The organism is Bradyrhizobium sp. HKCCYLRH3059, from assembly GCF_051168035.1.
Lineage (GTDB): Bacteria > Pseudomonadota > Alphaproteobacteria > Rhizobiales > Xanthobacteraceae > Bradyrhizobium.
This window is the reverse complement of record NZ_JBNPUF010000003.1, coordinates 370,559-393,803: the sequence shown is the minus strand read 5'-3', so window position 1 is coordinate 393,803 and position 23,245 is coordinate 370,559. Positions and strand designations below refer to the sequence as shown.

The window sequence follows — 23,245 nt, the reverse complement described above, 5'->3', positions numbered from 1 at the left end:
ACATGGCACGTCCCGTGTTTACACCGTCGTGCATGCAAACGCACGATCAGCTGCGCCGATGAGGTGGCACGACCGCGGTCTCGATCATCCGTTGATCCAGAGAACGGGCGCCTGCGGACGTACTGTGCCGCAGCGCGAGATGACCGGCTGGTCAAAATTGCTCGAAAATATAACGAAACGAGCTGATGCCGCCCGCGGGACACGCAAGCTCGCCCATCGAATGGCGATGCCAACGCCCCTGACACACAGGACCAGTCGGCCGATACGGCCAAAGCTCAGTCCGGCGCACGCAAGCGATAGCCGATGCCGGTCTCGGTCAACACGAATTGCGGGCGCTCGGGATCGGTCTCGATCTTGTGCCGGAGCTGGCGGACATAGACGCGCAGATATTGCGCGTCGGTCAGTTCGTCCCACAGCTCCTTCAGCAGGAAGCGATGGGTCAGCACCTTGCCGGCGTGCTGCACCAGCACGCGCAGCAGATCGTACTCCTTCGGCGACAGCTTGATCTCGCGCTCGCCGACCTTGACGATGCGACGCACCAAATCGACGGAGAGATCGCCGGTGCGGAACACCGGCCGCTCGCCCTGCACCTGCAACTGGTGCCGCAGCGCCGCGCGCAGCCGCGCCAGCAGCTCGTCCATGCCGAACGGCTTGGTAATGTAGTCGTCGGCCCCGAGATCGAGCGCCTGGACCTTGCCCGCCTCGTCGCCGCGGCTGGACAGCACCACGACCGGCACGGCCTCATTGCGGCCACGGATGGTTCGCAGCAGCTCGAGCCCGTCGACGTCGGGCAGGCCCAGGTCGAGAATGATCAGCGCCGGCTCCTGGCCCAACAGCTCCAGCGCGATCCTGCCGTTCGAGGCTTCGAGAATCTCGTAGCCCTGCGTGGTCAGGCCCATCCGCAGCAGCTTGCGGATCGGCGGCTCGTCGTCGATCACGAGCACCTTGATCGGAGCGCCGGTCATGCGGCCGTATCCAGCGGTCTGGCCTGCGCCGGCACGGGCAGGCGGATGGTGAGGACCGCGCCGGGCCGATCGGTGCGGTTGCCGGCGAAGATGCGGCCATGCATCGCCTCGATGAAGCCGCGCGAGATCGCGAGCCCCAGACCGGTGCCGGGCCGCACCTGGTCGCCCTTCTGCACGCGATAGAACTTGTCGAACACGTGCTCGACCTCCGCGGCGGGAATGCCGTCGCCTTCGTCACGGATCTCGAGCATGATCCAGTTGTTGTCGCGGGACGCGCGGATCGCGATCGAGGTCTCGGGAGGCGCATATTTGGCGGCGTTGTCGAGCAGATTGAACAGCACCTGCTCGAACAGCACCGCGTCGACCTCGACCATCGGCAGATCGGGCGCCAGTTCCAGCGAGACATGATGACCGGCGAGGATCTTGCTCGCGCGCCGCAGCGCGCTGCCGACGATCTCGCCGACGTCGTGGAGCGCGGCGTTCGGCACGATCGCGCCGGATTCCAGCTTGGTCATGTCCAGGAGATTGGCGATGAAGCGGTTGAGCCGTTCGGATTCGTCGATGACGGTGGCAAGCAGGTCGAGCTTCTCCTTGTCGGACAGCTGGGCCGCGAGATCGCGCATCGTCGAGGCCGCGCCGAGCACGGAGGCGAGTGGCGTCTTCAGATCGTGCGAGATCGAGGTGAGCAGCGCCGAGCGCAGCCGGTCCTGCTCCATGGTGCGCTTGACCTTGTCCATGTCTTCGACCAGCAGCACGCGCTCGATCGCGAGCGCGCCCTGGTCGACCAGGGCATCGAGCAGCCGGCGCTGGTCCGGCGTCAGCAGCGGCCCGGTGCGATCGTCATCAATGCCGATGACGCCGATCGAGCCGCGCCCGGTGCGCATCGGCAGGAACAGCCGCTTGGCGCCCGGCAGCGTGTCGGAGCCGCGGCCGGCGGCGCGGTCGTTGCTCCAGGCCCAGCTCGCGGCGGCGAGGTCGGCGTCGTCGAGCTGATCCTCCGGCGGGTAGCCGGTCATGACCGTGAGCTTGCCGTCCTGCGGCAGCAGCAGCACGACCCGTACCTTCAGCATCAACGCCGCCTGATAGGCCGTGGCCCACAGCACGTCATCGAGGGTCGCGGTGCCCGCAAGCTTGCGGCTGAAGGCGTAGAGCTGCTCGGTGGTCCGGACGCGGTGGGTGGCGGCGTCAGCCTGAACGCGAACGCGCGCGGCGACGTTGGACACCAGGATCGCGATCAACATGAAGAAGAAGAACGCGCCGATGTTGGTCGGATCGGTGATCGTGAACGTATACAGCGGCGGCAGGAAGAAGAAGTTGTAGCAGAGCGAGGCGGCGAGGCTCGCCAGCAGTGACGGCCACAGGCCGTAGCGTGCGGCGACGCCGACCACGGCCGTGAGGAACACCAGATCGACGTTCTCGATGCCGAAGACGGGCTGGATCAGCTCGGCGAGGCCAAGGCCGACAGCCGTGATCAGCAGCGCCTTCAGATAGGGCTTCGGCTGCAGCGGCTCGTTGCGTGCTCGCGTCTGCACCGAGCTGCTCGTGGTGTCCGGCGCCTCCTCGCCGGCGATGACGTGGATGCTGATGTTGCCGGCGCGCCTGACGAGGTCGTGGACCACGGAGCCCCTGATGATCTCGAACAGGCGCGAGCGGCTCGACTTGCCGATGATGATCTGGGTGACGTTGTTGGCCTGCGCGAAGTTGATGAGGTCATCCGCGATACGCCGGCCGACGCCCGGAATCGTCAGCGCCTCGCCGCCGAGAGTCTCGGCCAGCCGCAGCGTATCGGCGAGCCGGTCGCGCTGCTTGTCCGTGAGCTGCAGGTTGCGCCGGGTCTCGATGGTAACGGCGGTCCACGGCGCGTGGACACGGTCGGCGAGCCGCTTGGTGTAGCGCACCAGCCCTGTCGCCCGCGGATCCTCCGACACGCAGACGAGGATGCGCTCGCCGGCTGCCCAGGGGCCGGCGATGGCATTGGCCTGCATGTGGGTAAGCAGTTGCTCGTCGACGCGCTCGGCCGTCCGGCGCAGCGCGAGCTCGCGCAGCGCGGTCAGGTTGCCGGGCGAGAAATAATGCTCCAGCGCCCGCTCCGCCTGCTTGGGCACATAAACCTTGCCCTCCTTCAGTCGCTGGATCAGATCGTCGGGCGTGAGGTCGATCAGTTCGATGGCGTCGGCGCGGTCGAGGACCGAGTCCGGGACGGTCTCGCGCACGCGCACATGGGTGATCTGGGCGACGACGTCGTTGAGGCTCTCGATGTGCTGAACGTTGACCGCGGTGTAGACATCGATGCCGTGCGACAGCAGCTCCTCGACGTCGAGATAGCGCTTGGGGTGGCGGCTGCCGGCGGCATTGGTGTGCGCGAGCTCGTCGACGATCGCGAGCTTGGGGCGGCGCGCGATCACGGCATCCAGATCCATCTCCTCGACGATCTGGTCCTTGTAGGAAATACGTTTGCGCGGGACGATCTCCAGGCCGCGCACCAGCGCCTCGGTCTCGGCGCGGCCATGCGTCTCGACGAAGCCGATCACGACGTCGACGCCGGCCCTCAGCTTGGCATGCGCGCTCGACAGCATCTCATAGGTCTTGCCGACGCCGGGGGCGGCGCCGACGAAGATCTTGAGCTTGCCGGCAGGACTGTCCTCCCGCCGGGCCGCTTCGAGCAGGGCCTCCGGCGAGGGACGTTGGTCAGGATCGCGGCGTTGACTGGCCATGCGGCATTATAGACGGAGGGACCTCGGCGCCAAGACCAAGACCTTCAAGGCGTCATTGCGGTTTGGCAGCATCGAGTGCCAGGTTGAGCGCCAGCACGTTAACGCGGGGTTCGCCGAGCAGTCCGAGCAGACGGCCCTGGGTCTGCCGAGCGATCACGGCCTGGACGCTCGCCTCCGGCAAGCCGCGTGCCTTGGCCACCCGCGGCACCTGGAACAGCGCCGCCTCCGGCGAGATGTCCGGATCAAGCCCGCTCGCCGAGGTCGTCACCAGATCGACCGGCACGGCCTGCGCGGGATTCTCCGCCTTCAGCCTGTCGACGTCCTCCTTGACGCGGTCGGCCAGCGCCTTGCTGGTCGGGCCGAGATTGGAGCCGGACGAGTTGGCGGCGTTGTAGGGCGCAGAAACCGTCTTGGTGGAGTCGTTCGGATCGGCGGCCGAGGTCGCCGACGGACGGCCGTGGAAATATTTGTCGTCCTTGAACTCCTGACCGATCAGCGCCGATCCGATCACCTTGCCGTTGCGCGTGATCAGGCTGCCCTCGGCCTGCGCCGGAAAGATGGTGCCGGCGACGACGGTCATGGCGAGCGGGTAGAGCAGCCCGGTAATCAGGGTCAGCGCGAGCAGGACCAAGATGGCGGGACGGATTTCTTTGAGCATGGGAATCTCCTGTGTCTCTCCCGTCATTGCGAGGAGCGAAGCGACGAAGCAATCCAGAGTCGCGTGGTCCGAGACAGTCCTGGATTGCTTCGTTTCGCTCGCAATGACAACGGTTGTGGTTGTCAAGCCAGATGCAAGGCGGTCACGATCAGGTCGATCGCCTTGATGCCGATGAAGGGGATGATGATGCCGCCCAGCCCGTAGATCATCAGGTTGCGGCCGAGCAGCGCGCCGGCGCCGATGGCGCGGTAGGCGACGCCCTTCAGCGCCAGCGGGATCAGCGCGATGATGACGAGCGCGTTGAAGATGATCGCCGACAGGATCGCGCTCTGCGGACTCGCCAGGTTCATGACGTTCAGCACGTTGAGCTGTGGGTAGAACGCCAGGAACATTGCCGGGATGATCGCGAAATATTTGGCGACGTCGTTGGCGATCGAGAACGTCGTCAGCGCGCCGCGCGTCATCAAAAGCTGCTTGCCGATCTCGACCACCTCGATCAGTTTGGTCGGATTGGAGTCGAGATCGACCATGTTGCCGGCTTCGCGCGCGGCCTGCGTGCCGGTGTTCATGGCAACGCCGACGTCGGCCTGCGCCAGCGCTGGCGCATCGTTGGTGCCGTCGCCGCACATCGCCACCAGCTTGCCCTTGGCCTGCTCGTCGCGGATGAGCTTGAGCTTGTCCTCAGGCGTCGCCTGCGCCAGGAAATCATCGACGCCGGCTTCGGCGGCAATCGCCGCCGCGGTCATCGGGTTGTCGCCGGTGATCATGATGGTGCGGATGCCCATGCGGCGCAGCTCGGCGAAGCGCTCGCGGATGCCGCCCTTGACGATGTCCTTGAGCTGGATGACGCCGAGCAGGCGCCCGTCCCTGGCGACCGCGAGCGGCGTGCCGCCGGTCTTGGCGATGTCGTCGGAGATTGCACGGATCTCGCGGGTGAGTTCGCTGTCGACCGGCTGGACCGCGCGCGCCGTGTTGCCGGAGACGGGCTGTGTCGGGCCGCCGCCGATGGAGTTGAGGATGGCGTCGACCGCACCCTTGCGCACCGAGGAGCCGCCGGCATCGACGCCGCTCATGCGGGTCTGCGCCGTGAACGGCACGAAGGTGGCGCCGAGCTCGGCCATGTCGCGGCCGCGGATGCCGTATTTGTCCTTCGCCAGCACCACGATCGAGCGGCCCTCCGGTGTCTCGTCGGCGAGCGATGCGAGCTGCGCCGCGTCGGCGAGCTCCTGCTCGCTCACGCCCTTCACGGGACGGAATGCAGTCGCCTGGCGATTGCCGAGCGTGATGGTGCCGGTCTTGTCGAGCAGGAGCGTATCGACGTCGCCAGCGGCCTCGACCGCGCGACCCGACATCGCCAGCACGTTGAAGCGCACCAGGCGGTCCATGCCGGCGATGCCGATCGCCGACAGCAGCGCGCCGATCGTGGTCGGGATCAAGGTCACGAACAGCGCCACCAGCACCACCACCGAGATCGAGCCGCCGGCATAGGCCGCGTAGCTCGGGATCGTCACCGTCGCGAACACGAAGATGATGGTGAGGCCGGCGAGCAGGATGTTGAGCGCGATCTCGTTCGGCGTCTTCTGCCGCTCCGCGCCCTCGACCAGCTTGATCATGCGGTCGATGAAGGTCGAGCCTTGCGCGGCCGTGATCCTGACGCGGATCCAGTCCGACAGCACCTGCGTGCCGCCGGTCACCGCCGAGCGGTCGCCGCCGGATTCGCGGATGACGGGAGCGGACTCGCCGGTGATGGCGGCCTCGTTGACCGAGGCGACGCCCTCGATCACCTCGCCGTCGGAAGGGATGGTGTCGCCGGCCTCGACCAGCACGAGATCGCCGACCTTCAGGCTGGTGCCGGGCACGAGCTTGTAGGTGTGATCGGCCGGGTTCGTGCCCGTCAGCAGCTTGGCCTGGCTCTCGGTGCGCGTCTTGCGCAGCGAATCCGCCTGTGCCTTGCCGCGGCCTTCGGCGACGGCTTCGGCGAAATTGGCGAACAGCACGGTGAACCACAGCCAGAGAATGATCTGGAAGGTGAAGCCGAGATTCGCTCCGCCGGTCACGACGTCGCGCAGAAAGATCACCGTGGTGAGCGCGGCGACGACCTCGACCACGAACATCACCGGGTTTCTGATCATCAGCCGCGGGTCGAGCTTGACAACCGCGGCCCTGATGGCCGGCAGCACGATCTTCGGGTCGAGCATCGTCGACATCGACGAGCGCTTCTGCAGTTTCATGGTGTCCATGGAGGTTGCTCCGAGATCAGAACACGGTGCCGGCGGCCATCGCGAGATGCTCGACGATCGGACCGAGGGCGAGAGCCGGGAAGAAGGTGAGGCCGCCGATGATCAGGATGACGCCGACCACGAGGCCGACGAACAGGCCGCCCGTGGTCGGGAACGTGCCGGCCGAGGGCGGGATCGACTTCTTCCCGGCGAGCGAGCCCGCGATCGCCATCGCCGGAATGATCATGAAGAAGCGGCCGACGAACATCGAGGACGCGAGCGTGAGGTTGTAGAAGAAGGTGTTGCCCGTGAGTCCTGCGAATGCCGAGCCGTTGTTGGCGGTCGCGGAAGTGTAGGCGTAGAGCACCTCGGTGAAGCCGTGCGGACCGGCATTGGCCATCGACGCGACGGCCGAGGGCAGCACCACCGCGACCGCGGTCCAGCCGAGATACATCAGCGGCAGCACCAGGATCGCCAGCATCGCCATCTTGACCTCGCGCGCCTCGATCTTCTTGCCGACATATTCCGGCGTGCGCCCGACCATCAGGCCGGCGACGAAGATCGCGAGCACGACGAACAGCAGTATGCCGTAGAGCCCGGCGCCGACGCCGCCTATGATGATCTCGCCGAGCTGCATGTTGATCAGCGGGATCATGCCGCCCAGCGCGGTGAAGCTGTCATGCATGGCATTGACCGCGCCGCAGGAGGCGGCCGTCGTGATCACGGCGAACAGTGACGACGCGACGATGCCGAAGCGGACCTCCTTGCCTTCCATGTTGCCGCCCGTCAGTCCCAGCGCGTTCAACGTGGTCGTACCGTTGGCCTCGGCCCAGTAGGTGATGGCCACGCCGGCGATGAACAGGACGCCCATCACGGCGAGGAGCGCCCAGCCCTGGCGCTGGTTGCCGACCATGCGGCCGAACACGTTGGTCAGCGCGGCACCGAGCGCGAAGATCGAGAGCATCTGGATGAAGTTCGACAGCGCGTTCGGGTTCTCGAACGGATGCGCGGCGTTGGCATTGAAGAAGCCGCCGCCATTGGTGCCGAGCATCTTGATCGCGACCTGCGAGGCCACCGGGCCGACCGCGATGGTCTGCTTCGCCCCTTCCAGCGTCGTGGCCTCGACATAGGGCCCGAGCGTCTGCGGGATGCCCTGCCAGACCAGGAACAGCGTGTAGACGATGCAGAGCGGCAGCAGCACATAGAGCGTGCAGCGGACGACGTCGACCCAGAAATTGCCGACGGTCCGCGCCGAGGCGCGCGAGAAGCCGCGGATCAGCGCGATCGCGAGCACGATGCCGGTCGCGGCCGACAGGAAGTTCTGGTGCGTGAGCCCGAGCATCTGCACGAGATAGGAGAGCGTGCTCTCGCCGCCGTAGTTCTGCCAATTGGTGTTGGTCAGGAAGCTGATCGCGGTGTTGAAGGAGAGATCCTCGGCGACCGCAGACTGTCCCGCGGGATTGAACGGCAGCACGGCCTGCAAGCGCATCACGCCGTAGATGATCAGGAAGCCGCCGACATGGAACAGCAGCATCGCGACCGTGTAGGTCAGCCAATGCTGCTCGCGGCGCTCGTCGACGCCGCCGATCCAGTAGATTGCGGACTCGACCGGCCGCAGCACCGGCGACAGGAAGGTGCGCTCGCCATTGAAGACGCGCGTCATGTACCAGCCGAGCGGCTTGGCAAGCGCGACGATGACGGCGCAGTAGAGCAGGATCTGGATCCAGCCGATCACAGTCATGGGGATGTTGTCCTTGAAGGTGCGACGGTGGCGGTCAGAACCGCTCGGGCCGCAACAGCGCGTAGGTGAGGTAGATCAGAAGGCCGAGCGATACCGCGCCGGCGAGCGAATAGTCGAAGATCATGGCTCGTCTCCTAGAGCCGCTCGCAGGCGTAGGTGTAGCCGATCGCCAGGGCGAACAAGCCGGCGGCCAGCGCCAGCAGCAGGATGTCCAGCATGGTGTGCTCCTCATGCGCGCGAAAGACGCGCAACGCTTGGAGCGGCCGGGAGCGCCGGTGCGGCCACGGTCCGTTCCATGGCGGACAGATGGCATCCGGCCTCATAGGTTTTCGAGACAGCACTGCCGACAGAGTTATAGGAATCTCATAAAGACCGCGGCGTTCTCGCGCCCCCCGGCAGAACCGCGCGGCCGCAGCCGCATATGAACCGGCCATGCCGCCGAGGCGTCTTTATGCGCCGGCTATTTCTTCGCGCCTTCGCCCCTCTCGCATTCCTACGCCGCCGTCGACCACATTGCCGATCAAGGCCCATCGGGCCATCGCTCACTGACGACGGGAGGCCGGCATGGCTGCCTTGACGACACGACCGGATGTGCCCGAGCGGGTACAACTCGCGCAGACCACGACGGCGATGCTGACGGCCCTGCTTGGCGAAGACGAGGACGTCTCACCGTTGTCGGCGCGAGGGCGACGCCGGCTGCGGATCGCACGATTGCTGGAGACCGACGCGCGGATCGATGCCGCGCTGGAGCTGGTCGCGCTGCAATTGCCACGATGGCAGCTCCGGCGCATCGCCTATGATGACGGCGAATGGCACTGCGCATTGTCGCAACAGCGCGAATTGCCGGACTGGCTCGATCATTGCGTCGAAGCCCGCCACGCCGATCTCGCCCTCGCCATTCTCCACGCAGCGGCCGAGGCCCGCCGTCTCGAGCCCGGCGTCTCGCAGACTGACGCAAGGCGCGGCGTCCAGGCCGAACCGGGGCTTGCCGACCTGCTCTGCTGCGACAACTTCTGAGCCGGTGTTACCTGCTCGACGCTGATCTCCACCGACAAGCCCGCTGAGCGTCCGGCGGCCAGGGTCCTGCTGCGAGTTGTGCTGCGACTAGCAATCCTCATCCTGTTCGCCACGTTCGGCCGCATCGGCTTCGGTCGCAGCCTCGCCGCCCTGCTCTGGATGACCATGATCCTGTGTGCCATGCTTGCGGTGCTGCGCCGCAAGGGCGTGTTCGCCGCGGGCCTGAACCATTGGGACGAGATGATCGGCTACACCGCGCTCTTTTGCGCGACGATGGCGCTGATCCAGTCGTCCGGAAACCAAGCCTCTGCGCCGCAAAAAAAGGGGCGGCCGATCCGGCCGCCCCGCTTGTCTCATCGCCGATCGGTCAGAAGATCTTGACCGCGCTTTCCAACGTCTTCCAGACACCCCATGCCAGCGGCACGCCGACGAAGGCCCAGAACAGGGCGGCCTTGACGTCGAGACCGCCCTTGCCGATGCCGAACGACCCGTGCTGGATCGCCGACTCGTTCTTGGCGAGCTCTGCCTGGTACTTCGCGACTTCGTCCGCGCTCATGTTCCACTTGTCATCGACAGGCTTGATCAGGAAGTTGCAGATCAGGCCGGCGAGCAGCATGGCGCAGAGAATATACATCGTCGTGTTGTACAGCTGGTCGCGCGGCACGCCGGCGGCAAGCTGGAACTCGCGGATGTAGTTGACGACCACCGGACCGATGATGCCGGCCGTCGCCCAGGCCGTCAGCAGACGGCCGTGGATGGCGCCCACGAACTGGGTGCCGAACAGGTCGGCCAGATAGGCAGGCACCGTCGCGAAGCCGCCGCCATACATCGAGAGGATGATGGCGAAGGCCGCCACGAACAACAGCTTCGAACCCATCGCTGCGAAGGTCGGCGCCAGCGCATAGAGCACGATGCCGATCAGGAAGAAGCAGTAATAGGTGTTCTTGCGGCCGATGTGGTCCGACAGCGACGCCCAGAAGAAGCGGCCGCCGATGTTGAACAACGACAACAGGCCGGCAAAGCCTGCCGCGATGCCCGCGATCGCGGCCTTCTGGCCGGCGTCGAGCTGGTTGAAGCTGACGTCGGGCAAACCGATCAGCTTGCCGGCGAAGATCTCCTGCAGCATCGGCGAGGCCATGCCGATCACGCCGATACCGGCCGACACGTTCAAGCAGAGCACCCACCAGACCAGCCAGAACTGCGGAGTCTTGTGCGCGTTGTCGAGGTGCACATGGTGCTCCGAGATCATTGCCTTCTTGACCGCCGGCGGCGTCCAGCCTTCGGGCTGCCAGCCCACCGGAGCGACGCGATAGGCAAAGGCACCGATCATCATGAAGACGAAGTAGATCACGCCCATCGTGACGAAAGTCTCCCAGACACCCACCGAGGTCGGGGTCTTGAAGTAGTTCATCAGCAGGTTGGCGAGCGGAGCACCGATCATCGCGCCGCCGCCGAAGCCCATGATGGCCATGCCGGTCGCCATGCCGCGCCGGTCCGGGAACCATTTCACCAGGGTCGACACCGGCGAGATGTAGCCGAGGCCGAGGCCGATGCCGCCGATGACGCCGGCACCGAGCCACATCATCCAGAGCTGGTGAACATAGATGCCGAGCGCCGCGATCAGGAGGCCACCGCCCCAGCAGCAGGCCGCGACGGCACCCGCCTTGCGCGGTCCGGCCCGCTCGAGCCAGCCGCCCCAGACGGCAGCGGAGCCGCCCAGCAGCACGAAGAACAGGGTGTACATCCAGCCGAGGCTCGCGACCTTCCAGTCGCAGGTCGTCGTGAACAGCTCCTGCACCAGGGTCATGTCCGGGCAGGCCTGGGTCTTGGTCACGCCGATCGCGCGCGACAACGGCAGCCAGAACACCGAGAAGCCATAGGCCATGCCGATGCAGAGATGGATGCACAGCGCAGCCGGAGGAACCAGCCAGCGGTTGAACCCCGCCTTGGCGACCGTGTGCTCACGATCGAAGATCCCCGCCTGCGCGCCCGGGAGCGTGCCCGCGCTTTCAATGGTAGCCATGCATCCCTCCCCTACGGACTCTCGTCCAACGCAACAACGTCATGTTCTGTCCCCTTGATCAGAATCAATACGCCCACTCACCCCGCCCGCTATCGCGTACCAGAGCAGTCTTGCAACGCACAAACGCTCATCACTGCCTCGATGCGCATAACACCCCACCCGAGACGTTATGCCCTCACCATTCTTGTGCCGCTGGTCTGCCTGGCCCGCTCCCCAGCGGGCATGACTCGTCTCCCGCAACCTCCGCGGAAAGCGCCCCAATTGGTGCAGAACCGAGGCAAATTGTCGATAGTAAAATGGTAATAATCGGTCAATCTTGGTGGATTGATCGCACTGCAGCGCGAATGTGTTGCTAACACACACACAAATTCACGTGCAACCAACGCGACCGCCACTCCCGGCTGTAGTCATGTTGCTCTCGATTACTTTCTCGACGCGTCACGACCATCCCTGATGAAATCAACTAATGAGATGTACCGACCGTCAGCGACGGACACGCTCATAGCCGCATGCGCGCGCTCGCGGAAACGTGAAGAAGGAACAACTTGTCCTTGCCTTGCAACAGCGTCGCAAGCCTGGACTGAGAACGCGGCATTGTTGTGAGCTCGGGTTGGCGCCGCTGCGACGATAGGAAGCAGCGCAATCTCTTGACAGTCCGACCAAGACAGCGCGCGAACTACGTAGTTCGAGCAGCCCGCAGCAGAGGATGTTCACCGCCGCACGGATCCGGCCGGTTCCGCGGCCTTCTCGATCCGAAACAGAATGCCGTGCTCGGTGCGATCGACGCTCTCGACCCGATCTCCGGTCTCCCGCACCAGATTCGGGATGTCGATCACGGCAAGCGGGTCGGTACAGCACACTTCGAGCCGCTCTCCCGCCTTGAGCGTCTGCAGCGCCTTCCGGGTCTTCAGCACCGGCAATGGGCACTTCAGGCCCGTCAGATCCAGCCTCGTCATCATCATGCGCGCGACCATGGAGAAGCGGTTCCGGGACGTCAACCGGGGCGGCAGCCTCCTATGGAACTCGGAACTGGGTTCCTGGGATGCCAGAAGATACAGGTGCGAGCTCGCGCGAGCTCCATCACGGAACACCAGGTTTGTCGCACAGCGCGAGAACGTCCGCCCGCGGCGTCGCCAGATGTAGGACGAGCGCCGCGATCGCCGGAATGTCGTCGAGATGAACGCGCGGCAGCGCCGTCTCGACATCGCCGTCGCTGGCGAGCCCGACAATGCCTGGATCGTCGGGAAACAGCAGCGGCTTGCCATTGGCCGCGCGATGCACCTCGATACGGCGATGCGGCCCGGCCTTGTACCCTTCGATGACGACCAGATCGACGGGAGACAATTTCGCCAGAAGCTCCGCGAGTGCGGGCTCCCTTGCTCCGCGCAGCTCGTGCATCAGCGCCCAGCGCGTGCCCGACGCGACGAGGACCTCCTCGGCCCCGGCCTCGCGATGCCGCCACGAATCCTTACCCGGGACGTCGACGTCGAACTTGTGATGGGCGTGCTTGATCACCGAGACGCGCACTCCCTGCCCCCTGAGATGAGGAATCAGCCGCGTCAGCAGCGTGGTCTTGCCGGCGCCGCTCCAGCCGGCGAGGCCGATGACTTTCATCGCGGTCTCCAGAAAGGCCCCGGCGTTTTTCGCACAGCCAGGAGCGCGGGATCGATCGATGGCCCGAAGGCCCCGTGGAACGCCACGTCCACTCTTGGCAATGTCATGCCAGCAGCCCCATGGACCAGGCAAGGGCCCGTGGGGAGGGCCATGCCGGCATGGCCGCCGGGCAGGCGCAAATGGTGGATCGCGCGCGGCGCAACGCTGACGCCCTGGCAGCAGTCGTGGTAACGAACCCGCGATGACAGCCATGACCTCGACTTCGATCCCCGGCGTGCTGCTCGCCGGCGGTCGCGCGCAGCGGATGGGCGGCGGCGACAAGCCGTTGCGCATGGTCGACGGCCGCACCATCCTCGAGCGCGCGATCGCGCGGCTGGCGCCGCAGTGCAGCCGGCTGATCCTCAACGCCAATGGCGACCCCGCGCGGTTCGCAGGCAACGGTCTGCCCGTCGTGCCGGATGGCGTCGCAGGCTTCCCGGGCCCGCTCGCTGGCATTCTCGCCGGCCTCGAGTGGGTTGCGACGCACATGCCGGAGGCCCGGTGGATGCTGAGCGCCGCCGGCGACTGCCCATTCCTGCCGCGTGATCTCGTCGCGCGGCTGGCGACAGCGCAGGCGGCCGAGCAGGCCAAGCTGGCGTTGGCGGCGTCCGGCGGACAGATCCACCCGGTGATCGGACTGTGGCCGGTCGGACTGTGCGAGGATCTCCGGCACGCCCTGGTCGCGGAGGACATCCGGAAGGTCACCCGCTTCACGGCGCGCTACAAGGTCGCGATCGTGAGCTGGCCGACGGTGCCGCTGGATCCGTTCTTCAATGCCAATACCGCAGTCGACCTCGCCGAGGCGGAGCGGCTCGCAGCTCTCGAGGATTGAGGACGCCTGATGGACGCGACAACCATCGTTCGCCGCGCCGTGCTTGCCGTTGCCGCGCTCAATCTCGGATATTTCGGCATCGAGTTCGCCGTGGCGCTGGCGATCGGCTCGGTGTCGCTGTTCGCCGACAGCGTCGACTTTCTGGAGGACGCCTCGGTCAACATCCTGATTGCGCTGGCGCTGCGCTGGAGCGCCCCGCGGCGGGCGCTACTCGGCAAGGTGCTGGCGCTGATCCTGCTGGCGCCGGCGGTCGCCGGACTGTGGACCGCCGGCGAGAAGTTCTTCACGCCGATCGTACCCGCACCGCTGCCGCTCACCGTGACCGGCCTCGGCGCGCTGATCGTCAATCTCGGCTGCGCGTTGATCCTGGCGCGGGTCAGGGACCACCAGGGCAGCCTCACCCGCGCCGCCTTCCTGTCCGCGCGCAACGACGCCTTCGCCAACATCGCGATCATCGCGGTCGGTCTCGTGACCGCCTTTGTGTGGCCCTCGATCTGGCCCGACCTGATCGTGGGGGTCGGTATCGCGCTCATGAATGCGGACGCCGCGCGCGAGGTGTGGGAGGCTGCGCACGAAGAGCAAAAGACCGCCAAGGCCTGAACGGCCGAGAATCCTGCGCGCGCGCGACGACCTCACTGCTTGCGGCATTGCAGCGCACGGGATCGCTCCACCGCTCCGCCGTCCGGCATGATTGACGGCCGCCCTGGATTGATTGCAGATAGGCGGACCGGCCGGCAGAGCCGGAACAAACAACGGCGTCACGCCGCTACCGGTGGAGGACTGATTGCAACTCAGCTGTTTGAAGCGGGCGGCGTGGGCCGCAGCCGCGCTGCTGGTCACGACCGCCGCGCAGGCCGAGATCTCCGACAACGTCGTCAAGATCGGCGTGCTCAGCGACATGAACGGCCCGGCCTCGACGCCGACCGGACAAGGCTCCGTCACCGCGGCGCAGATGGCGGTCGATGATTTCGGCGGCAAGGTGCTGGACAAGCCGATCAGCGTCATCGTCGGCGATCATCAGCTCAAGCCCGACATCGGTGCCGCGATCGCGCGCCGCTGGTACGACACCGAGCAGGTCGATCTCATCGTCGACGTGCCGGTCTCCGCGGTGGGCCTCGCCGTGCAGACCATCGCCACCGAGAAGAAGAAGCTGTTCATCACCCAGTCGACCGGTGCCGCCGATTTTCACGGCAAGTTCTGCTCGCCCTACGCGATGCAATGGGTGTTCGACACCCGCGCACTCGCCACCGGCACGGCGAAGGAGGTCGTCAAGCGCGGCGGCGACAGCTGGTTCTTCATCACCGACGACTACGCCTTCGGCCATTCGCTGGAGCGCGACGCCTCCAGCGTCGTCACCGCCAATGGCGGCAAGGTCGTGGGCGCGGTGCGGCCGCCATTCGCGACGCCCGATCTGTCGTCCTTCATCCTGCAGGCGCAGGCCTCCAAGGCCAAGATCATCGGCATCGCCGCCGGCCCGCCCAACAACATGAACGAGATCAAGACCGCATCCGAGTTCGGCCTGCTCAAGGGAGGCCAGCAGATGGCGGCGCTGCTCGCGCTGGTCACCGACATCCATTCGCTCGGCCTGCCGGCGGCGCAGGGGCTCCTGCTCACCACCTCGTTCTACTGGGACATGGACGACAAGACGCGCGAATGGTCGAAGCGCTATTTCGCCAAGATGAACCGGATGCCGACGATGTGGCAGGCCGGCGTCTACTCCGCCGTCATGCACTATCTCAACGCCATCAAGGCGGCGGGCAGCGACGATCCCCTCGCGGTCGCCGCGAAGATGCGGGACACGCCGGTCGAGGACTTCTTCGCCCGCAACGGCAAGCTGCGAGCCGACAATCTGATGGTGCATGATCTCGTGCTGGCGCAGGTCAAATCGCCGGAGGAGAGCAAATATCCCTGGGACTACTACAAGATCCTCGCGACCATCAAAGGCGATGACGCGTTCGGCCCGCCGGATCCGGCGTGCCCGCTGATCAAGAAGTGACGGCGCACTGAACGATCGGCGGCCGGGGCGACCGGGCCGCCGCATGCGAGCTGAACGACAACAATCAATGGGGGAAGACGAGCATGAAGCTGGCGCGCGCGCTGCTGTTCGGGTTGATCGTCGCGGCGGGACTCGCCGCCAAACCGGGACCGGCGCTCGCCGCCTATCCGGACCGTCCCATCCGCTGGCTGATCGGCTTCGCCCCCGGCGGGCCCGTCGACATCGTCGCCCGCATCATGGCGCAGTGGCTGTCCGACCACCTGGGCCAGCAGGTCGTGGTCGAGAACCGCACCGGCTCGGGCGGCAACATCGCGGCCGCCGCCGCGATCAACTCGCCGCCCGACGGCTATACGCTGCTGTTCGTCGCGCCCAACAACGCGATCAGCACCTCGCTCTACAAGAAGCTGCCCTATGACTTCATCCGTGACACCGTGCCGGTCGCCAGCATCATGCAGCTCACCAACATGCTGGTGGTGAGCAACGACGTACCGGCCAAGACCGTCAAGGAGTTCATCGACTACTGCAAGGCCAACCCGGGCAAGATCGCCTTCGCGTCCTCCGGCAACGGCACCTCGGTGCACATGGCGGCCGAGCTGTTCAAGGCGATGACCAAATGCGACATGCTGCACGTGCCCTATCGCGGCTCGGCGCTGGCCTTTCCCGACATCATCTCCAACAAGGTGCAGTTGATTTTCGACAACCTCCCGACGGCGCTGGAACAGTCGCGCGGCGGCAGCGTCCGCGCGCTCGGCGTCACCTCGCCGCAGCGCTGGCCGACGGTGCCGGACGTGCCCGCGATCGCCGAGACCGTGCCGGGCTACGAATCGGTCGGCTTCTACGGCATCTCGGCGCCCAAGGGCACGCCGCCCGACATCGTCGAGATCCTCAACAAGGCGGTCGGCGAGGCGCTGAAGGACCCCAAGCTGGTGGCGCGTCTCACCGAGACCGGCGGCATCCCGCGCGCGATGACACCGGCGGAGTTCGGCAAGCTGGTCGTCGACGAGACCGAGAAGTGGCGCAAGGTGGTGGAATTCGCCGGGGTTTCGGTGGACTAGCGTCGCGGCGCGCCGGGACGGACCGGCGTCGACGGAAGCGCGCCAAAACAATCGGGCAGCGGCATTGCCGGATGGCTGGCCAGGCTGTAAACGGAGCCCGAGCCGTCGTTGGGGTTCCGACGCCGCGCCGGACAGGCCCGCTCCTGCCCGCCGCCGGCAAGACCTCAGCGTCGCGGGGCCTGTAGCTCAATGGTTAGAGCCGACCGCTCATAACGGTCTGGTTGCAGGTTCGAGTCCTGCCGGGCCCACCAATGAGCTCAAGAGTTTACGGCTCACGCGCCAAGTGTTTTTCGAGGTGAACCACCGTTTCGACCACCGATACGTTCTGCTTGCGATCCCTCGAGGTAATCGCGGCCGCGGCCTCGCGCATGCAGTCCGGGATGATGATGGCCGAAGGTGTCGAGCAGCACCTTGACCGACATTCCGAGAAGGCCTGAGACCTGCCCCGGATAGCGTGCCGCTGCATGAGCCACGTCGCCGCCGTGTGGCGCAGCGTGTGCGGCGAGATCTTCCCCTCCTTCGGCAACAGCCCTGACAGCCGCACGCGTCTGTATGGCACGGTTGGCTTCACGTGCGGCGAGGACGCAGAGCCGGTCGTTAAGCTGGTTGGCCCGCACGGCAGCTGTACCACGCTGCCGGGCTGGACGCGCACTTCAGGCTCTATCCTGACGTGCGCCACGAGATGGAAATGACGCCGGCAATGTGGAACGATGTCTTGGACGTGTTCCGAGGCGCACCTGGTGCCGATTGACGTGTTGAGCCCGCCGCATGCGCCGCAAGGCCTGCGATGCACCTGTGAGCGCGGCACCCGGCGGCGCACCTCGCGCAAGACCGCTTCGTATGTCCCTGCACTTCAACCTGCGATCCACTGAACGATCAGCGGATCGATACTGCATACGGTTGCCTCAAGAAGCTGGCCCAGCAGGACTCTTATTTCCGGCAACAGGAACACCGTGCAGCGGCGCGTAGTTGGCTGCGAAATCCGAGCAGAGCTTGTTCTGGTACTCGATAGGTAACGACGCAAGCACCGATGCGGCCGCCACCGCCCTTGCATCGTCCTTTGATTTCACGGTGATGTAGGCGATCATTCGGTGAAGTGTCAGAAAAATCGAGAAAAAGTTCCGTGTATTGACGTAGAAGCAATGATTGCTTTCGAGCTTTGTGCCCGGCCGGTCCTGCCAATGCCGCTGCACGATTGCGGTCCCCGCATCGAAATCTGTAACGGCAAAATTGCCGTAGCCGAGCCGAGTAAATAGCGGACGATTGCTGAGAAACTTGGCAAGGTCGAGCTCCTGTCCACGCACGGCCCCGATCAGCAGCATCTGATCCGCTACAGGAATGTTCTCACGGATCTGAAATCCTTTCGACAGTTCAAGCGCGCAGACTACGTAGCGCGGAAGGCGGGTCGTTTCCATCGCCTTTCCCTGTGCGGCCGGCGTGCACAGATCCTGCCTGACGAGTTGGGAGAGATGAGCGAGCGCGCCTGATACCCCGACCGCCTTCCCCTTCAAGAGCAAAGGCGCCGGGTCTTTCTCACGCAACGCGATTCCAATATCCAGCAGGCCGTCAAATTCATCGTCTGCAGGCAGGTCGATCTCGAGCGTGGAAGACCAGCCGAACGGCCACAGCCAGATGGTTGACCGCACTTTCCCCGTCGTGTGCCACACGGCCTCGTTCAGCGTTAAGTCGAGATTCTTGGGCCTGCAGCGTAGAGGCCACACGAGATCGCAGGCATCTCCAAACGAGGTTATGGTCCCCGGGATATTGCTAGCGACCGCCTGATAGCGCGGCCAGAAGTGATTCCGGCGCAGGTCGAATTCATCATTCAGTGGAAGAAGGACAAGGTTCGCGAGCTCGATCCTGGCCCCCTGGCTGCGCATCTCGCGATAATCACGAGAGGACCAAAGGAAGTGAACCCGTGGATCAAAATCGGCCGCAACGAACGGCTGCGACCAGAGGTGAACGTCAAAAACACAATAGACAGCGCGCGCCATTATCGATTTCCTCACAAGATCGATTTCCTCACAAGCGCAGCATCCCCGGCATCTCGCTTCGCCGGTCATCCGCAAACCATTGTCTTCTCGCGCTTTGCGCGCTATTCTCAACGAGCTGTACAGCTGGGCGACTGCCCAAATATGTCGCCAGTGCTTACCGACCAGGCGAGCAAGGCGGCAGCGATCTCCTGGGACCGGCCGCAAGGCCGGTCCCGGCCGGCTCTTCAGGTTAAGGTGAGCGGTTTCATTTGTGCAAGATCCTCGCGCCCGGCCGGCAACCGCGCTGCCTTTTCGTCAAAGTACATCCAGAGAAATTCGGTCGGCTCAAGATTGCCGGCTCTTGATTCCTTGATCGGGTCGAACATGGTCGGTTCGACTCCCCATCGGGCTGCTGCATCAATGGGTTTGATGAACTCGTCTTTATCGAACCATTCTTTCATTTCCGATCGGCACTTCGCATCAGGCGCCTTGAGCTGAAACCAGCCGAGCAAAATCCTGCCGCCATTGCTTGCAGGCACGACAAGCGAGCCGAAATATTGCTTGCCATCCGCGATCATCATAACCGGATCGAGCTTGCCCCCGGCCGCACGCACGGCTTTCTGAATGATCGGGCCGACCCTGTCGGTTTCCTGGACAATGCGCGCGTTGCGCTCCCGGGCGCCGATCATCGAAATACCTTGCAAGACGGCAGCCAAGATTCCGCCAAGCACAATTGCAGCGCCACACAGCGCGAGAAACGCGATCGCGCTCACAGTCGATCCGATCCCCGCAAAATGCAGCTGCAAGGAAGGAATGAGGTACGCCGTCCCAAGGAACAAAAGAGTCGAGATAAAGATGCTGAGTGTAACGGACTCGGTCGCGCCCAGTTCAACTCTTGACTCCTTGGGGGCGAATAGCCGCAAAATCATCAAGAAGAACGTGCCGGGAATGACGTACGACGCGAGGCGGAGCGAAACACCGCCCACGCTCTCAGTCCCGAAAAGACCGATGCTCATCTTCTTTTCCGCAACAGATGCGCCGGCGATCGTTTTGTTGTCCTTCACGTTCTGGAGCGAATAACTGACACTGAACGCCAGGTTCTCGTCCCGCTCTGCGATGCTGGAATCGGCCTTGAGGCACATTCTGCTGCGCACCAAGGTCGAACCGGGCTCAACGGTGCCGAGACCGATGGTGTCTTTTACGTCGCATGTGCCGTCTGGCCCGAGGCTTCCGATCTTCAAAGAAGGAGGACCAAACAAGCTAAGACCCGCGTCCATGATCCTGGCTTCGGTCGCATTCTCGATCCATATGCTGAAGCCCATCGTCTGGCCGGCGAGGATTTCATTGCGCGCGAGAATAACCGTCAACGCCGGCTTGCCGGGAGCATCGGCCCAGGTGAGGCCGGGAAGCAAGCAGGCCACCAGTTGAAGGACGATGGTCCAAAAAGCCCCATTGAGCCGAGGAATTGGAATAGAGCGCACGTCCCGCTCCCAATGAATTTCGCGGCGCAAGCTGCGCGGCGCGTTACCGCAGCAAAGCTGTTTTCTACTAAAGCTTGCAACAGCGTAGGCTTGCTCGGGGGGCAATGCAAGGCCGCTCGGCATCCGACCGGCGAGTTGCTCCCAGGCCTAGGCTTGATCAGGATCAAGCGTTCAAAACGGCGTCACTTCTATCTTGATCCGATGAAAGCCGTCCTTCTGAGGAGCGATTGATGCCTCACAAGCAGGTGCTGTTTCATTCCGCGGCCCGTGAAAAGATCCTGCGCGGAGCCTCGCTGCTTGCGGACGCGGTGCGCGTGACGCTCGGCCCCAAATCAAAATCAGTGTTGATCCAGAAGAGCTGGGGCACCCCGATCGTATGCAACGACGGCGTCACGATCGCCAAGGAATTTGACCTCAAGGATCCGGAGGAGAATCTCGGAGCGCAGGTGCTGCGCCAGGCCGCGGAGAAGACCGGCGATCTCGTTGGCGACGGAACAAGCACCTCGACGATCCTGGCACATGCGATTCTTGCCGACGGCGTCAGGAACGTGGTCGCCGGCGCCAGTGCCATCGATCTGAAACGGGGCCTCGACCGCGCTGCCCACGCGACGATAGCGGCCCTCCATGCCATGGCGCGCCCCGTCAAGACAAAGGCGGAAAGAGCTCAGGTCGCCACCATCTCGGCTCACAATGATCCATCGATTGGCGCGCTGGTCGCCGATGCGCTCGAGAAAGTCGGGAGCGATGGAGTGATCTCGGTGGAGGAATCCAAGACCACCGAAACGTCGCTCGACGTGGTGGAAGGGATGAAATTCGACCGCGGCTTCCTGTCGCCCTACTTCGTGACCGATGCCGATCGCATGGAAGCGGTTCTCGAAGAGCCATTCATCCTGTTGTGCGACCACAAGATCAGCGCCCTGCGCGACATCATTCCGCTGCTCGAACAGATCGCAAAATCGGCACAACCGCTCCTGATCATCGCTGAAGACATTGAAGGCGAGGCGTTGGCCACGCTCATCGTCAATCAGCTTCGCGGCGTGCTCAAAGGCTGCGCCGTCAAGGCGCCCGGTTTTGGTGAGCGACGCAAGGCGATGTTGCAGGATATTGCAATCCTCACCGGCGCCCAGGTCATCTCCGACGATCTTGGTTCGAAGCTTGAAAACGCCACTTTGCAGCAGTTGGGACATGTCGCCCGTGTGGTTGCCGACAAGGAAAACACCACGCTGATCGGCAGCAAGGGCGAACGCAGCCAGATCGATGCGCGGCTGCAACAACTCCGCCGCGAGATCGAGAAAACGACCAGCGAGTACGACAAGGAGAAGCTTGAGGAGCGGCTCGCCAAGCTGTCGGGCGGGGTTGCCGTTATCCGTGTCGGAGCGCCGACTGAAGCTGAGATGAAATCACGAAAAGAGGCGCTTGACGACGCCATCAGTTCGACGAAGGCGGCCGTTGCAGAAGGTATCGTGCCGGGCGGCGGGCTTGCCTTGCTTCGATGCATCGAAGCCGTCGGCAAGGAGGAAGCACTCTGCGAAGGCGACGAAAAGACCGGTGTACAGATCTTGAAGCGCGCGCTCGAGGCCCCCGCTCGCCAGATCGCGGAGAACTCGGCAACGGATGGCGGCGTGGTCGTGGCGCGCATGCTGAGTGGCGTCGGCAGTTTCGGGTTTGACGCCGCGCGCAAGCAATATGTCGATCTCGTCGAGGCCGGCATTGTCGATCCCGCGAAGGTCGTTCGGACAGCCCTCGAGAACGCGGTGTCGGTTGCCGGCATCCTCCTGCTCACCGAGGCGACGATGACCGAAATCGCGGAGCCAAAGCGCGAACGGTTAGCGGAACCCGAAATTCCGGTGTGACGCTAGACCACGAAACGGGGCCGTGCCCCCTCCCCCGAGCGGAGCACAACTTTGCGGCGGACCGGTTAGTGACGGCCGGCCATTGACTGTTGATTCAAGTCAACATGCCGCTTCATCCGACGGAGAGTATGGAGTGGGTCCCGGAGGGAGGTCGTCGTGATCAATATCAACGACATTCTCGTGCATATTCCGACCGAGCAGCCACCGCAGCCTGTCGTTGATGCCGCCGTCTCGTTGGCTGCCCGGTTCGACGCCCATCTCGATGCGATTGCAGTCGGATACATCCCGCCCAGTAGCGCGTATGTGGTCGATGGAGGCGCGGGCGCAGCAGTCGCCGCTTCAGAGATCTTCGAAATGGAGCGGCAACGCGCCGCCCAACGCAGCGCGGCTGCACTCGCCATTTTCGAGACGGAAGCCCGGAATGCGAACATCTCTCACGCAAGCCGCTCGGTCGAGGACCTGCCCGGTGAAGCCGCGTCCGCGCTCGGCGCTGCGGCCAGGCTCTATGGACTGACGGTGGTCCTGCAGACGGACGCAACACAGGACAGCTACGACACTAGGACTGCGACGGAGATCCTGCTCCAGGCGGGCGGACCCGTCCTGTTCGTGCCGCATATCTTCCGCGGCCCCTTCAGGGCCAACCGTATCGGCATCTGCTGGGATGGAAGCCGCCTTGCCGCCCGCGCTTTCAAGGACGCAAGACCGTTTCTTTCTCAAGCAGAAGCGCTGGTCACGATTTCGATCAATGAGGCGCAGGTTGCTCCCACCGAGGCCTCAGCGCGGAAATTGACTGAACACATGGCTCGCGCCGGACTTACGACAACGCTGCTCGAGCTGACGGCAGAGCATTCCGAAATTCAGCCGTCCATCCTGTCCCTGGCCGCCGACGAAAGTCTCGACATGCTGGTGATGGGGGCATATGGGCATTCCCGCCTGCGGGAAGGCGTTTTCGGCGGCGTCACCCATGAAATGCTGAGAACGATGACGATCCCGACCCTGCTGTCGCATTGAATCGAGGCCGGCATCCGTGCTCACCGATCATGACAACGGACGTGATTGCGGAGA

General features: G+C 64.5%; 20 protein-coding genes and 1 tRNA gene. 9 read left to right on the top strand and 12 right to left on the bottom strand.

Annotated elements, in window-relative coordinates; translation table 11 throughout:
* Positions 1-275: 275 nt before the first annotated feature.
* From ACQR13_RS12610 to ACQR13_RS12585, 6 genes are all read right to left on the bottom strand, one after another.
* Positions 276-965 (bottom strand): response regulator transcription factor, encoded by a 690-nt coding sequence (locus ACQR13_RS12610; protein ID WP_316186787.1) that lies wholly within the window; start codon positions 963-965, stop codon positions 276-278.
* Complete coding sequence (locus tag ACQR13_RS12605; RefSeq protein ID WP_316186786.1) at positions 962-3,679, bottom strand: sensor histidine kinase KdpD; 2,718 nt, start codon at positions 3,677-3,679, stop codon at positions 962-964. Before ACQR13_RS12605 ends, ACQR13_RS12610 begins: the two co-directional genes overlap by 4 nt.
* A gap of 52 nt (positions 3,680-3,731) precedes the next feature.
* The gene (locus ACQR13_RS12600; RefSeq protein WP_316186785.1) at positions 3,732-4,337 is read right to left on the bottom strand and encodes a K(+)-transporting ATPase subunit C; all 606 of its coding nucleotides are present in this window, start codon (positions 4,335-4,337) and stop codon (positions 3,732-3,734) included.
* A 122-nt stretch (positions 4,338-4,459) separates the two neighbouring features.
* A complete protein-coding gene (gene kdpB, locus ACQR13_RS12595; protein WP_434862872.1) occupies positions 4,460-6,577 on the bottom strand; it encodes a potassium-transporting ATPase subunit KdpB in 2,118 nt (705 codons plus the stop codon).
* Between the two features lie 16 nt (positions 6,578-6,593).
* Positions 6,594-8,297 carry a potassium-transporting ATPase subunit KdpA gene (gene kdpA / locus ACQR13_RS12590; RefSeq protein ID WP_316191928.1) on the bottom strand — a complete coding sequence of 568 codons (1,704 nt, stop codon included), beginning with the start codon at positions 8,295-8,297 and terminating at the stop codon, positions 6,594-6,596.
* Between the two features lie 34 nt (positions 8,298-8,331).
* Positions 8,332-8,421: a K(+)-transporting ATPase subunit F gene (locus ACQR13_RS12585; protein ID WP_042340291.1), complete on the bottom strand. Its 90-nt coding sequence runs from the start codon at positions 8,419-8,421 to the stop codon at positions 8,332-8,334.
* 440 nt (positions 8,422-8,861) lie between these two features.
* Between ACQR13_RS12585 and ACQR13_RS12580 the strand changes: the two genes are divergently transcribed.
* Both ACQR13_RS12580 and ACQR13_RS12575 read left to right on the top strand, forming a co-directional pair.
* Positions 8,862-9,314 (top strand): hypothetical protein, encoded by a 453-nt coding sequence (locus ACQR13_RS12580; protein ID WP_316166610.1) that lies wholly within the window; start codon positions 8,862-8,864, stop codon positions 9,312-9,314.
* Positions 9,315-9,392: 78 nt separating this feature from the next.
* The gene (locus tag ACQR13_RS12575; RefSeq protein WP_315717982.1) at positions 9,393-9,695 is read left to right on the top strand and encodes a hypothetical protein; all 303 of its coding nucleotides are present in this window, start codon (positions 9,393-9,395) and stop codon (positions 9,693-9,695) included.
* Here the strand turns inward: ACQR13_RS12575 and ACQR13_RS12570 are convergent.
* The 3 genes from ACQR13_RS12570 to mobB all read right to left on the bottom strand — a co-directional run bounded on the left by ACQR13_RS12570 (position 9,682) and on the right by mobB (position 12,951).
* Positions 9,682-11,337, bottom strand: a complete 1,656-nt coding sequence (locus tag ACQR13_RS12570; protein ID WP_315717981.1) for an OFA family MFS transporter — start codon at positions 11,335-11,337, stop codon at positions 9,682-9,684. The genes ACQR13_RS12575 and ACQR13_RS12570 overlap by 14 nt on opposite strands.
* Before the next feature lie 710 nt (positions 11,338-12,047).
* Entirely contained in the window at positions 12,048-12,311 is a 264-nt protein-coding gene (locus ACQR13_RS12565; RefSeq protein ID WP_409999286.1) for a sulfurtransferase TusA family protein, read from the bottom strand.
* A gap of 106 nt (positions 12,312-12,417) precedes the next feature.
* Entirely contained in the window at positions 12,418-12,951 is a 534-nt protein-coding gene (gene mobB / locus ACQR13_RS12560; protein WP_316169186.1) for a molybdopterin-guanine dinucleotide biosynthesis protein B, read from the bottom strand.
* Positions 12,952-13,192: 241 nt separating this feature from the next.
* Between mobB and mobA the strand changes: the two genes are divergently transcribed.
* From mobA to ACQR13_RS12535, 5 genes are all read left to right on the top strand, one after another.
* On the top strand, positions 13,193-13,822 hold the full coding sequence (mobA, locus tag ACQR13_RS12555; RefSeq protein WP_316172488.1) for a molybdenum cofactor guanylyltransferase MobA: 630 nt from the start codon (positions 13,193-13,195) through the stop codon (positions 13,820-13,822).
* 9 nt (positions 13,823-13,831) lie between these two features.
* On the top strand, positions 13,832-14,422 hold the full coding sequence (locus ACQR13_RS12550) for a cation transporter (RefSeq protein WP_315717976.1): 591 nt from the start codon (positions 13,832-13,834) through the stop codon (positions 14,420-14,422).
* A 184-nt stretch (positions 14,423-14,606) separates the two neighbouring features.
* Entirely contained in the window at positions 14,607-15,818 is a 1,212-nt protein-coding gene (locus tag ACQR13_RS12545; RefSeq protein ID WP_315828332.1) for an ABC transporter substrate-binding protein, read from the top strand.
* Positions 15,819-15,901: 83 nt separating this feature from the next.
* Positions 15,902-16,873 carry a Bug family tripartite tricarboxylate transporter substrate binding protein gene (locus ACQR13_RS12540; RefSeq protein ID WP_315750189.1) on the top strand — a complete coding sequence of 324 codons (972 nt, stop codon included), beginning with the start codon at positions 15,902-15,904 and terminating at the stop codon, positions 16,871-16,873.
* 175 nt (positions 16,874-17,048) lie between these two features.
* A tRNA-Ile gene (locus ACQR13_RS12535) sits at positions 17,049-17,124 on the top strand.
* A 21-nt stretch (positions 17,125-17,145) separates the two neighbouring features.
* On the opposite strand, the gene ACQR13_RS12530 is transcribed toward ACQR13_RS12535, so the two are convergent.
* The 3 genes from ACQR13_RS12530 to ACQR13_RS12520 form a co-directional block, all read right to left on the bottom strand.
* Entirely contained in the window at positions 17,146-17,490 is a 345-nt protein-coding gene (locus ACQR13_RS12530) for a hypothetical protein (RefSeq protein WP_316172501.1), read from the bottom strand.
* 288 nt (positions 17,491-17,778) lie between these two features.
* A complete protein-coding gene (locus tag ACQR13_RS12525) occupies positions 17,779-18,867 on the bottom strand; it encodes a hypothetical protein (RefSeq protein ID WP_316172502.1) in 1,089 nt (362 codons plus the stop codon).
* Positions 18,868-19,091: 224 nt separating this feature from the next.
* Entirely contained in the window at positions 19,092-20,450 is a 1,359-nt protein-coding gene (locus tag ACQR13_RS12520; protein ID WP_434862871.1) for a hypothetical protein, read from the bottom strand.
* 107 nt (positions 20,451-20,557) lie between these two features.
* Here ACQR13_RS12520 and groL point away from each other — a divergent pair, with 107 nt between their 5' ends.
* Complete coding sequence (gene groL, locus ACQR13_RS12515; protein WP_434862870.1) at positions 20,558-22,180, top strand: chaperonin GroEL; 1,623 nt, start codon at positions 20,558-20,560, stop codon at positions 22,178-22,180.
* A gap of 156 nt (positions 22,181-22,336) precedes the next feature.
* On the top strand, positions 22,337-23,191 hold the full coding sequence (locus tag ACQR13_RS12510; protein WP_434862869.1) for a universal stress protein: 855 nt from the start codon (positions 22,337-22,339) through the stop codon (positions 23,189-23,191).
* Positions 23,192-23,245: the final 54 nt, after the last annotated feature.